The sequence below is a fragment of the Magnetospirillum sp. 15-1 genome (assembly GCF_900184795.1).
Classification (GTDB): Bacteria; Pseudomonadota; Alphaproteobacteria; order Rhodospirillales; family Magnetospirillaceae; genus Phaeospirillum.
Map to the genome: position 1 here is coordinate 128,475 of NZ_FXXN01000017.1, position 11,526 is coordinate 140,000.

Annotated in this window: 9 protein-coding genes (1 of these 9 cut by a window edge); 6 read left to right on the forward strand and 3 right to left on the reverse strand. The window is 64.9% G+C overall.

The genetic code is table 11. The features are described 5' to 3' along the window. Positions 1-111 precede the first annotated feature (111 nt). From padE to padI, 5 genes are read left to right on the forward strand one after another with little or no spacing between them, the layout of a single operon-like run. Positions 112-684: an NADH-dependent phenylglyoxylate dehydrogenase subunit gamma gene (gene padE, locus CP958_RS04225; RefSeq protein ID WP_096700748.1), complete on the forward strand. Its 573-nt coding sequence runs from the start codon at positions 112-114 to the stop codon at positions 682-684. Further along, positions 681-950, forward strand: a complete 270-nt coding sequence (gene padF / locus CP958_RS04230) for an NADH-dependent phenylglyoxylate dehydrogenase subunit delta (protein ID WP_096700749.1) — start codon at positions 681-683, stop codon at positions 948-950. Before padE ends, padF begins: the two co-directional genes overlap by 4 nt. Before the next feature lie 2 nt (positions 951-952). Then, on the forward strand, positions 953-2,176 hold the full coding sequence (padG, locus tag CP958_RS04235; protein ID WP_096700750.1) for an NADH-dependent phenylglyoxylate dehydrogenase subunit alpha: 1,224 nt from the start codon (positions 953-955) through the stop codon (positions 2,174-2,176). A 5-nt stretch (positions 2,177-2,181) separates the two neighbouring features. Continuing rightward, positions 2,182-3,423: an NADH-dependent phenylglyoxylate dehydrogenase subunit epsilon gene (gene padH / locus CP958_RS04240; protein WP_096700751.1), complete on the forward strand. Its 1,242-nt coding sequence runs from the start codon at positions 2,182-2,184 to the stop codon at positions 3,421-3,423. Between the two features lie 2 nt (positions 3,424-3,425). Further along, the gene (gene padI / locus CP958_RS04245; RefSeq protein WP_096700752.1) at positions 3,426-4,835 is read left to right on the forward strand and encodes an NADH-dependent phenylglyoxylate dehydrogenase subunit beta; all 1,410 of its coding nucleotides are present in this window, start codon (positions 3,426-3,428) and stop codon (positions 4,833-4,835) included. Between the two features lie 301 nt (positions 4,836-5,136). Here the strand turns inward: padI and CP958_RS04250 are convergent, their stop codons facing one another. Further along, entirely contained in the window at positions 5,137-5,952 is an 816-nt protein-coding gene (locus CP958_RS04250; RefSeq protein WP_096700753.1) for an FTR1 family protein, read from the reverse strand. Positions 5,953-6,192: 240 nt separating this feature from the next. On the opposite strand from CP958_RS04250, the gene CP958_RS04255 reads away from it, so the two are divergent. After that, positions 6,193-8,808 carry a bacteriohemerythrin gene (locus tag CP958_RS04255; RefSeq protein WP_096700754.1) on the forward strand — a complete coding sequence of 872 codons (2,616 nt, stop codon included), beginning with the start codon at positions 6,193-6,195 and terminating at the stop codon, positions 8,806-8,808. Positions 8,809-9,135: 327 nt separating this feature from the next. On the opposite strand, the gene hemA is transcribed toward CP958_RS04255, so the two are convergent. Both hemA and CP958_RS04265 read right to left on the reverse strand, forming a co-directional pair. Next, the gene (gene hemA / locus CP958_RS04260) at positions 9,136-10,374 is read right to left on the reverse strand and encodes a 5-aminolevulinate synthase (RefSeq protein WP_096700755.1); all 1,239 of its coding nucleotides are present in this window, start codon (positions 10,372-10,374) and stop codon (positions 9,136-9,138) included. A 139-nt stretch (positions 10,375-10,513) separates the two neighbouring features. Next, positions 10,514-11,526, reverse strand: partial view of an aspartate aminotransferase family protein gene (locus tag CP958_RS04265; protein WP_096700756.1) — the 3' portion only. Its footprint extends 367 nt past the window's final position; the window shows 1,013 of its 1,380 coding nt (coding positions 368-1,380); its start codon lies off the right edge, out of view — the gene reads right to left on this strand; its stop codon occupies positions 10,514-10,516.

Below are 11,526 nucleotides of genomic sequence, written 5' to 3' on the forward strand. Positions count from 1 at the left end.
TACTAAACTTGCTTTTATCCTGTGGAAACTGTAATAGGTAATCAAATACCGAATTAACCGGCCGCCAAGCGCCGGTAACGGCTTAGAGGTCAACGGGAGGATCGGGAACGCATGCGTGAAGTGCGTCTTCATGGCCGCGGCGGACAAGGCGCCGTCTTGGCCTCAGCCATTCTTGCCGCCGCTTTGGTGGAAGAGGGGCGACACGTCATGGCCATTCCCGCTTTCGGCTTCGAACGCCGTGGCGCACCGGTCGTGGCATTTCTTCGGCTGGACGATACGGTGATCCGCCGTGTCACGAACATCTACTCGCCCGATATCGTGGTGGTGATCGACCCCACCGTGGCGCGTGCCGTGGACGTGTTCGCCGGCATGCCCAAGGGGGGAACCCTGATCATGGCGACCAGCAAGCCGCCGGGCGAGCTCGAGGTGCCGGCGACGGTGGGGCGGGTTGCCACCTGCAACGCCATCCACATCGCCATGGACATCTTCAAGCGCCAGATCACCAACACCATCATGCTGGGCGCCTTCGCCAAGGCCACCGGGCTGGTGAGCGTGGAATCGCTCGAGAAGGCGCTGGAGGAAACCCATTTCCGCGACGCCGGCCTCAAGCAGAACATCGAGGCGGTGCGGCGCGGCTATGCCGAGACCATCGTGCTGGACCTCGGCAAGGAGAAGGCGGCATGAGCCTTAGAAATGTCCCGGACAACATGTGTCCCATCGCCACCGAGTACACCACCATGCTCACCGGCGACTGGCGGGCGCTGCGTCCGGTGGTCGATCGCGACGCTTGCGTCAAATGCGCCACCTGCTGGCTGTACTGCCCGGTGCAGTGCGTGGTGGAGAAGGCGACGTGGTTCGACTTCAACTACGACTTCTGCAAGGGCTGCGGCATCTGCGCCGAGGAATGCCCGCACCGCGCCATCAAGATGGTTGAAGAGACGGAGGGCTGACCATGAACGAGATCTCCGCTTCGACCGCCAAGGTCATCGTCTGCGACGGCAACGAAGCCGCTGCCTGGGGGGCCTGCCTGTCGCGTCCCGACATGGTCGCCGTCTACCCCATCACGCCGCAGAGCTCGCTGGTGGAGTATCTGGCCCAGTTCATCGCCGACGGTCGCATGGACGCCGATCTGATGGACGTGGAGGGCGAGCATACCGTGCTGTCGGTGCTGCACGGCGCTGTCCTGGCCGGGGCGCGGACCTATTCCGCCACCTCGGCGCAGGGTTTGGCCTTCATGTTCGAGCCCTATTTCCGCACGCCGGGCCTGCGCCTGCCCATGGTGGTGTCGCTGGTTACCCGCGATGCCGTGTCGCCCACCTGCGTGTGGGGCGGCCAGCAGGACGCCATGACCGTCAAGGAAGTGGGCTGGATTCACATGTACTGCGAGACCCAGCAGGAAATCCTCGACACCATTCCCATCGCCTACAAGGTGGCCGAGCATCCCGACGTGATGCTGCCGGTCAACGTCAACCATGACGGCAACTATCTGTCCTACGGCGTGGCACGGGTGGAATTGCCCGAGCAATCGGTGGTGGATGCCTTCCTGGGTGAGAAGCAGGTCAACTGGCACGCCTGCCTGGACCCCGAGCGCCCCATGGCGGTGGACCCGCTGACCGGCGGTGCCGGCGGCATCGGGCCGTCCATGTTCGTCAAGTACCGCAAGGGACTGTGCTCGGGCATGCAGACCGCCCTGCAGGTCATCGAGGACGCTCATGCCGATTGGGGCAAGCGTACCGGCCGCTACTGGTCGCCGTTGATCGAGGAATATTGCATGGAGGACGCCGAGGTGGCGCTGGTCACCATCGGCTCCATGACCGGCGCCGCCAAGGACGCGGTGGACGAGGCCCGTCTGGGCGGCAAGAAGATCGGTCTGGTCAAGATCAAGACCTTCCGCCCGTTCCCCGCCGCCCGCATCGCCCAGGCGCTGTCCAAGGTGAAGGCCATCGGCGTGGTCGACCGTTCGGTCAACTTCGGCTGGAACTGCGGTCCGGCGTTCCAGGAAGTCCTGGCCGCGCTGTACGCCCTGCCGGTGCGCATTCCGATGATGAGCTTCATCGGCGGTCTGGCCGGCGCCGACATCACCGTCGAGCATTTCGCCGGCGTGGTGGACCGTACCTTCCGTCTGGCCGGGGGCGAAATGGCCACCGGTCCCGTGTGGCTGAACGAGAACGATTGAGGTCGATGATGCCCGAGGCCAAATACCTTCTCGTCGGCTCCAGCCACGCTGCGCTGGAGGCGCTCCGCGCCATCCGTCTGGTCGATCCCGACGGCTCCATGGCCATGCTGACCCGCGACGAGCGGCTGCCCTATTCGCCCACCATCCTGCCCTACGTGGTGTCGGGCCGGTCCGGCTCGGACAAGGTGCTGCTGCGCGATGCCGCCTTCTTCGAGGCCAATAACTGCACCTATGTGCCCAACGCCCGCGCCGTGTCCCTGGACCCCAAGGCCAAGGCGGTGACCCTGGCCAGCGGCGAGGTCTGGCGCTATCAGTCCCTGCTGATCGCCTCGGGCGCCGCTCCGGCCATTCCGCCGGTCAAGGGGCTGGATGGCGTGAAGTACCACGTGCTCCGTACCCTGGCCGATGCCGAGGGCCTGCGCGGTGCCATGCGGGGCGCCAAGCGCGCCGTGGTGCTGGGGGCTGGTCTGGTCGGACTGCATGCCGCCGAGAACCTGGCCGAGGCCGGTCTCTCGGTTACGGTGGTGGAGATGCAGGACCACGTTCTGCCGGGCTATTTCGACGCCAAGGCCTCGACCCGTATCGAAGAGGCCTTCACCAAGCACGGCGTCGAGCTCAAGCTGCGCCGCAAGGTGGTCGAGGTTTCCGGCCCCGCGGCCCGCGTTACCCTGGATGACGGCAGCGTTCTCGAGGCCGACCTGCTGCTGGTCGCCACCGGCGTTCGCCCGGTGACCGACTGGCTGGAGGGCTCGGGTGTCGCCGTGGACAAGGGCGTGGTGGTCGACGAGATCATGCGCACCAACATCGACGGCATCTGGGCGGCGGGCGACGTGGCCCAGGCCACCGATTTCGCCAGCGGCAAGCCGGCGCTGATCGGCATCATTCCGACCGCGGTGGAGCAGGGCAAGATCGCCGGCCAGGGCATGGCCGGGGATTCCTACCGCAAGGATTACGCCGGCGGCCTGCCGGTCAACACCTACCGTTTCTTCGGCCGGGTGGCGCTGTCCATCGGCCGGGCCGCCGCCACCGATGGTGTCGAGGCGGTGGAGACCGAATCCGGCGCCTATCGCCGGCTGGTCCTCGAGAATAACCGGCTGGTGGGCTACGCCAGCGTCGATGAGCCCTTCGACGTGGGCATCATGGGCGAGTTGATCCGCCGTCGGGTGGATTTGAGCGAATGCAAGGACGCCTTCCTGGCCCGACCGGTGGAAACCGGCCGGCGCCTGATGAGCGAGCAGTGGAGGTAAGAATGGGCGCGGCATTCGACAGCATCAGCTTCAAGGCCTCGCTCTGCGACGGCTGCGGCGACTGCATGACGGCCTGTTCCGAGGCCAAGCAGGGCGCATCACGCATCTCCATCGTTCCCGGCGCCAAGGCCGGGAGCTTCGAGACCGCCATCTGCCGCCAGTGCGGCGATCCTAAATGCGTCCAGGTCTGTCCCTCGGGCGCGCTCGACAAGGATGGCGGCAACGGCATCATCGGCTGGGACGCGTCCAAGTGCGTGGACTGCCTGCTGTGCACCGCCGGCTGCTCCTATGGCGGCATCGCGGTGGACCCCAAGGTGGCCCGCGTCGCCAAGTGCGATCAGTGCGACGGCGACCCGGCCTGCGTCAAGGTGTGCCCCACCGGCGCCCTGGAATTCCGCAAGGCGGGCAGCATCTTCAACGAGTACGGCGCCAAGGAGGATTTGTTCGTCCCCGGCCTGTCGGGCTGTCAGGGCTGCAATTCCGAACTGATCATGCGCCACGCCATGCGCAAGATCGGCCGCAACTCGGTGCTGGCCACGCCGCCCGGCTGCATTCCCGGCATGGGCTCGGTGGGCTATAACGGCAAGACCGGCACCAAGGTCCCGGTATTCCACCCGCTGCTGACCAATACCGCCTCCATGCTGTCGGGCATCCGCCGCTATTACGACCGCATCGGCCGCAAGGACATCGTGGTGATGGCCCTGGCCGGCGACGGCGGCACCTCCGATTGCGGCTTCCACGCCGTGTCGGGCGCCGCCGAGCGGGGCGAGAAGGTGCTGTATGTCTGCGTCGACAACGAAGGCTACATGAACACCGGCATGCAGCGCTCGGGCACCACGCCCTACGGCTCGTGGACCTCGACCACCCCGGTGGGCGAGCACATGAAGGGCAAGACCCAGGACGCCAAGAACCTGCCGCTGATCATGACGGCCCACAAGTGCCGCTACGTGGCGACGGCCTCCACCGGCTACATGGAGGACCTCTACGAGAAGCTGGACCGCGCCATCGAGGCGTCGTTCGAGGGCTTCTCCTACCTTCATATCTATTCGCCGTGCCCTACCGGCTGGCGCATTCCGTCGTCCAAGGTGATCGAAGCCTGCCGCATGAGCGTGGACAGCAACTTCAACCCGCTGTGGGAATACACCAACAGCACCGGGTTGCGCTTCACCCACTCGCCGGACAACGCCTATCCCATCACCGAATACGTCAAGATGATCGGCAAGTACCGTCATCTGTCCCCCGACCAGCTCGCCCACATCCAGGCCAAGGTGGACGAGCAGGTTGCGCTGCTCAAGCTGATGGCGGCGGAGTCCCCTCCGCCTCACGCGGCGCACAGGGCTCCGGCCGGATTCTCCACCCCGGCCGGAGCCGAACTGCTTCAGCCCGCCCGGCGGGAAATCGCCAGGAACTGACGTTTAACTCCCCGCTTCGGCGGGGAGTTTTTTTATGGGGGAGATGACGGGCCGGTTGGTTCTAGTTCAGCGTACGTCATATTCGACGCTCGCTGATCTGGGGTTACGCCGCTTTTAACTGGCTGCGGAAAAACCCCGCTTCGCGGCAGGGCTACCGCCCAGACCCGTTCGGAGGCACAGCCTCCGAACCACCAGTTTCTTTTTATTTCAATGGATAAAAACTGAAGGGTTCGGGAAGCCGTGCTTCCCGGCTGGGGGATCGGGGGCAAAAGCCCCCGAAAGGGAGCTTTTCCGCAGCCTGTTAAACGCGGGCGTGCTGCCGGCTCGCTACCCGCGCCAGGCCGGTGATGCCCAGCAAGGTGGCGCCATAGGCCATCAACTGGCCGGCGCTGGGGCGGTCCATGTAGCCCACCAGGGTGTGGAGCAGGCGGCCGCCGATGCTGTTCTCGGGCAGCAGCCACGAAGTGTCCCACAGGGGCTGGTCGGCGATCTCGATCAGCCCGGCGGCCGACAGGTAGGTCACCACCTGGGCGGCCATGCCGGCGGCCAGCAGGGTCACCAGCCAGGTGGTGACGGAAAACAGGTGACGGGCGGGAATGGCCAGCAGGCCGCGATAGAGCAGGATACCGACGGTGACGCCGGCTCCCAGGCCGACGGCGCAACCGGCCACGGTCGCCAGCTTGCCGCCCTCGTCCGAGGCCGACACGCCGAAGATGAACAGGACCGTCTCGGCACCCTCGCGCAGCACGGCGACGCCCACCACCACCGCCAGCACCGACAGGGGACGCGAGCCGACGGTGACCGCGTGGCCGACCCGCTTCATTTCGGCGGCCATTTCGCGGCCGTGGCTGCTCATCCATACGGTGTGCCAGCCCAGCATGACCACCGCCAGTCCGAGGATCGAGGCGTTGAAGACTTCCTGGCCCATGCCCGACAGGGCGTCGGACAGGGCGCCGGCCGAGCCGGCGATGGCCGCCGAGCCCGCCAATCCAGCCAGAACGCCAGTCACCACCCAGCGGCGGCTGCCGGCCAGTCCCTTGGTGGCCGCCAGAACGATGCCGACGATCAGGGCGGCTTCCAGAACCTCGCGAAAAACAATGACGGCTGACGCCAGCATGGGGGCCTCGTGCTTTGACCTGGGGTCCGATGCCGTATCCATAGCACCGAACAATGCAAATGCGAGCGAATTGCATCTCTCACATACTTGAGATAGGGCATCGCGGGACAAATGTAAAGCGTTGAAAAAGGGCGGAGTCCGGGGGTGGTTAGGCAGTCCCGACGTGCTATATATGCATTATGGATTTACTGGGCGGGCGGGAACCCCTCGGGTAGAATCCTGGTGGAATGCGAGGGGGCAATGCCTTTGCTGCGTAAGATCGAAGTGACCACCGGTGTCTGGTGGATCGAGGCCCCCCAGGCCGGGGTTTCGGTGCTGTGCGGCTGTCCCGCCGACGCGGTGAAACACCTGATGAAGCGGGGACTGATCGTCTCCACCGAGATGAACGGCGTGCCGTTCGAGACCGGGCCCAACGTCATCCTGCTGTCGGATGCCATGGTCCAGAACGGCAGCTTTTCCAATCTGGCCGAGTTTCCCGTCCTGCAGATGCTCTATCGCCAGGGCATGATCTTGCCCGGCCATCCGGGCAATACCGGAATCAAGCCCATGCTGATCGGCAGCGCCGATCAGGTGCGCGCTCAGATGCAGTACATCTACCGCGGCAATTACGGGCTGGTGAACGAGGAGGAGATCGTCGAGGCCGGTGAGACTCCCGAGCGGGCGCGCGATCTGATGCGCATGAAGCTGCGCTTCGCCTTCGGCGCCATCCGCCATCCCGGCGACCTGCTGGACACCCTGGTGGTGGACAACGAGCCGGTGGAGATCCGCAACGGCGTCACTGTTCGCCGGATGATGTTCAACGTCTTCGAATTCTCCTACGAGGGCCAGACGGCGGTGGTGGACCTCAACCTGCCGCCGTTCGAGACCTATGAATCCCCGTATCCCCTGGGTTTCTACCGCCTGCGCCGCGAATATTTCGCGGTCATCCATTCGGGCGAAGGCGACGGCTGGGACATCAACCGTCCCTCCATGTCTTCCATCGTCATGTTTCAGGGCAAGGTCTATCTGGTGGATGCCGGTCCCAACATCCTCTACTCGCTCAACGCGCTGGGCATCGGCGTCAACGAGATCGAGGGCATCTTCCATACCCACTCGCATGACGACCATTTCGCCGGGCTGACCACGCTGATCCGCTCGGATCACAAGCTGAAATACTATTCGACCCCCCTGGTCCGCGCGTCGGTGGCCAAGAAGGTCTCCGCGCTGCTGTCCATCGAGGAGGCGGCGTTCTCCGACTATTTCGACGTCTGTCCGCTGGTGGAAGGCGAGTGGAACGCCATCGATGGGCTGGAGGTGATGCCGGTCTTCTCGCCCCATCCGGTGGAGACCACCATCTTTCACTTCCGCGCCATGTGGGAGGGGGGATATCGCACCTATTCCCATTTCGCCGACATCTGCCGCCTGTCGGTGCTGCAGAGCTTCGTTACCGACGATCCGGCGGCGCCCGGCATCAGCCAGGCCATGTACGACAAGGTGTCCGCCGACTATCTGGCCCCGGCCGACGTCAAGAAGATCGACGTGGGCGGCGGCATGATTCACGGTGACGCCTACGATTTCCGCGACGACATGTCGGGCAAGATCATCCTGGCCCATACGTCCCAGCGCAACACCCGCGCCCAGAAGGCCATCGGCTCCTCGGCGTCGTTCGGCACGGTGGACGTGCTGATCCCGTCCAACCACGACTTCATCTGGCCCTATGCCTTCGAGGCGCTGGACGCCTATTTCCCCGGTATTCCCCGCCACCAGATCCGGGTGCTGCTCAACAATCCGGTGGTGACGTTCAATCCCGGCACTATCCTGGTCAAGGAGCGCATGCCCAACGACCATATCTATCTGCTGCTGTCGGGCAGCGTCGAGATGATCCCCATCGAAATCGAGATGCGCTCGGTGCTGTCGGCCGGCGCGCTGATCGGCGAGCTGTCGGGGCTGTTCGGCACTCCGGCGTCGGAAACCTACCGCGCCGCCAGCTTCGTTCAGGCCCTGGCCATCCCCTGCTCGCTCTATCTGGAATTCGTGCGCTACAACAACGTGTTCTCGGGGGTGTCACGCCTGCTGGAACACCGCGAGTTCCTGCTGCGCACCTCGCTGTTCGGCGAGGTGGTGTCGTCCAAGTCGCTGAACCGCATCGCCCAGGGCATGGACCGGGAATCCTTCCCCGCCGATACGGTGATCGAGCCCGGCACCGGTCAGGTGGCCATGCTGAAATCGGGCAGTGCCGGCCGCTTCCTGGGCGAGCATATGTTCGAGACCCTGAAGCCCGGCGACTTCTTTGGCGAGGAGGTGGCCATCTTCGGCACGCCCAGCCTGTTGCGCGTCCGCTCGCTGGAGGGCTGCGAGGTCTATCTGGTGCCCGCCGAGACGCTGCGCGACATCCCCTCGGTACGCTGGAAGCTGTTCGAGGCCAGCACCAAGCGGACCCGCGCCATGGTCGAGGCCGGCGAGCACGCCCGCGTGCTGATCAAATGGCATGACGAGTATTCCGTGGGGGTGCAGCGCATCGATTCCCACCACAAGCGCCTGTTCGAGATCGGCAATTCCGTCCTCGACATGATGGAGCGCAAATCCACCGATACCGAGGTGGCCGAGACCATGGGCCTGCTCCGGGAATACGCCCGCTTCCACTTCGGCGAGGAGGAGGGACTGCTGATCCGCTACAAGTATCCCGAACTCAGCAGCCATCGCGCCCGCCACCAGCGTCTGTTGGAGCAGTTGACCGAGATGCAGGCGGCGGTGGCCGACGGGCGCGGCTATAACGAGGCCGAGGTGCTGACCTTCCTGCAGGAATGGATCGTCGGCCACACCCTGGCCGAGGACCGCAAATCGGCCGTCTACCTCAATTCCAAGGGCGTGTACTGACCTTCCGCACGGCTGTCCGGCTGAAATCGGCACACCGTCTTCGGTTGCGGGGGACACGGAAAAGACGGATAAACCACCAAGTCACCAAGGACACCAAGAGGGCGGAGCACGCGACAAGGCCGTATCTCTGTCGTCTTGGCCGGGCTTGTTTCGGCCGTGAGATGATAGGGGCAGAGCCCCAAAAAGATAGAAGCCGGCGGGAGTTGGGGAGCCCGCCGGCTTCATCTTGGGAGGGCCAAACCGAACAGTTGCTCCAACGAGGGCATGCCGGAGCGGCTCAGCTTGACTTCATTCAGAGTACGGCCTCAGCCTGACAAAAAGCTGTCGTTACTCCGCCGCCTTGATGGTTTTCGGATGATGGGCCTTGTGCAGGTCCAGCCGGTCCCATACGGCGCAGAACGAGTCCACCAGATGGGCCATCATGGCATCGTCGTGCAGCGGTGTCGGAGTGATGCGCAGTCGCTCGGTACCCACCGGGACGGTGGGGTAGTTGATGGGCTGCACATAGATGTCGAACTCATTGAGCAGTATGTCGCTGGCCTGCTTGCACAGGGCGGCGTTGCCCACCATCACCGGGATGATGTGGCTGACCGAGGGCAGGACCGGAATGCCGCGGGCGGCCAGCAGATGCTTGGCCGTGGCGGCGCGCTCCTGATGCCTGTCCCGAATCTCGGGATGGGCGCGGAGATAGCGGATGCTGGCCAGGGCGGCGGCGGCGGTGGCCGGCGGCATGGAGGACGAGAAGATGAAACCGGGGCCGAAGCTGCGCACGTAATCGACGCAGGAGGCCGAGGCGGCGATATAGCCGCCGACCACGCCGATGGCCTTGGCCAGGGTGCCCTGGATGATGGTGATGCGGTCGCGCACCCCGTCGCGCTCGGCGACGCCCGAACCTTCGGCGCCGTACATGCCGACGGCATGAACCTCGTCCAGATAGGTCATGGCGTTGTGGGCCTCGGCCACGTCGCAGAATTCGGCCAGGGGGGCGATGTCGCCGTCCATGGAATAGACCGATTCGAAGGCCACCAGCTTGGGCGTCTCCTTCGGATAGGCCGACAGCAACTGTTCCAGGTGTTCCGGGTCGTTGTGGCGGAACACGTGCTTGTCCGAGCGGCCGTGGCGGATGCCCTCGATCATGGAATTGTGGTTGAGCTCGTCTGAGAACACGACGCAGCCCGGAATGGTGGCGCCCAGGGTGGACAGCGCCGTCTGGTTGGCGACGTAGCCCGAGGTGAACAGCAGCGACGCTTCCTTGGCATTGAAGCTCGCCAGCTCCTCTTCCAGCAGCACGTGATAATGGTTGGTGCCGGAAATATTGCGGGTACCGCCGGCACCGGCGCCGCAGCGCTCCAGCGCCTCGTGGCCGGCGGCGATCACGTCGGGGTGCTGGCCCATGCCGAGATAATCGTTGGAGCACCACACCACCACTTCGCGCACTTCGCCGTCGCGATAGTTGAGGGCGATGGGGAAGCGGCCCTTCTGGCGTTCCAGATCGGCGAACACCCGGTAGCGCCCCTCGGACTTGAGGTCGGCGATCCGCTTGGTGAAGTAATGCTCGTAATCCATTCCTCTCCTCCCTCGCCCCGTCAGGCTCCGTGTCTTCCGGAGTCTCGAGGCGGTGCGCCGATCCTAGAGGATCAAAAAGCCCAGGCGCAAGTGTACAAGCTGTAATGCGTCTGGGGCTTTCGACTGAAGTATCACATAGTTATTCGCGTCCAAGCTCGCCATGAGCTTCGTCAAGCGCCGCCCCGAAGCGTCGCAGCAACTCTGTGATTTCCGCCTCGGAGATGACCAGGGGCGGGGCGAAGGCCACCGCGTCGCCCATGGCGCGCAGAATGACACCCTTATTCTGGGCCTTGGCCACCACCCGGGCGCCCACGGTCAGTTCGGGCGGGAAGGGGGCTCGGCTCCGCTTGTCGGCCACCAGTTCCAGGGCGCCGATCAGCCCGATTCCGCGCACCTCGCCCACCAGCGGATGGTCGCGGAAGGCCCGCAGGCCATCCTGCAGCACCGGACCGACCCGGCGGACATGGGACAGGATGTCGCGCTCGGCATAGATGTTGAGCGTCTCCACCGCCACGGCGGCCGAGACCGGGTGGCCGCCATAGGTGTAGCCGTGGCCGAACACACCGATGCGCCCGGATTCCTCGGCGACCGGAGCATAGACCCGCTCGTTGACCATCAGGGCCGAGATCGGGGCGTAGCCCGAGGACAGGCCCTTGGCCAGCGTCATCATGTCGGGGCGGATGTCGAAGGTCTCGGTGCCGAACATATTGCCGGTGCGCCCGAAGCCGCAGATCACCTCGTCGACCACCAGCAGTACGTCGTGGCGGTCCAGCACCGCCTGAATCTTTGGGAAATAGCCGGCGGGCGGCACGATGACGCCGCCGGCGCCCATCACCGGCTCGGCGAAGAAGGCGGCCACGGTCTCCGGCCCCTCGGCCAGGATCAGCGTCTCCAATTCCTCGGCCAGGCGGGTGGAGAAGTCCTCCTCGCTCTCGTTTTCCTTGGCGAAGCGGTAGTGATGGGGGCAGCCGGCCCTCAGCACGCCGGGGATGGGCAGGTCGAACGAACGCTGGTTGTTGACCAGACCGGTCAGCGAGGCGGTCGCCACGGTGACGCCGTGATAGGCCTTGTCGCGGGCGATGATCTTCTTCTTGTTCGGCAGGCCGAGTGCGTTGGAGCGGTAATGGATCAGCTTGATGGCCGTGTCGTTGG

What these genes read in the sequence shown, in the direction of transcription:
- padE (WP_096700748.1), top strand. Translation starts at nt 112, where the DNA reads ATGCGTGAAGTGCGTCTTCATGGCCGCGGCGGACAAGGCGCCGTCTTG.
- padF (WP_096700749.1), top strand. Translation starts at nt 681, where the DNA reads ATGAGCCTTAGAAATGTCCCGGACAACATGTGTCCCATCGCCACCGAG.
- padG (WP_096700750.1), top strand. Translation starts at nt 953, where the DNA reads ATGAACGAGATCTCCGCTTCGACCGCCAAGGTCATCGTCTGCGACGGC.
- padH (WP_096700751.1), top strand. Translation starts at nt 2,182, where the DNA reads ATGATGCCCGAGGCCAAATACCTTCTCGTCGGCTCCAGCCACGCTGCG.
- padI (WP_096700752.1), top strand. Translation starts at nt 3,426, where the DNA reads ATGGGCGCGGCATTCGACAGCATCAGCTTCAAGGCCTCGCTCTGCGAC.
- CP958_RS04250 (WP_096700753.1), bottom strand. Translation starts at nt 5,952, where the DNA reads ATGCTGGCGTCAGCCGTCATTGTTTTTCGCGAGGTTCTGGAAGCCGCC.
- CP958_RS04255 (WP_096700754.1), top strand. Translation starts at nt 6,193, where the DNA reads ATGCCTTTGCTGCGTAAGATCGAAGTGACCACCGGTGTCTGGTGGATC.
- hemA (WP_096700755.1), bottom strand. Translation starts at nt 10,374, where the DNA reads ATGGATTACGAGCATTACTTCACCAAGCGGATCGCCGACCTCAAGTCC.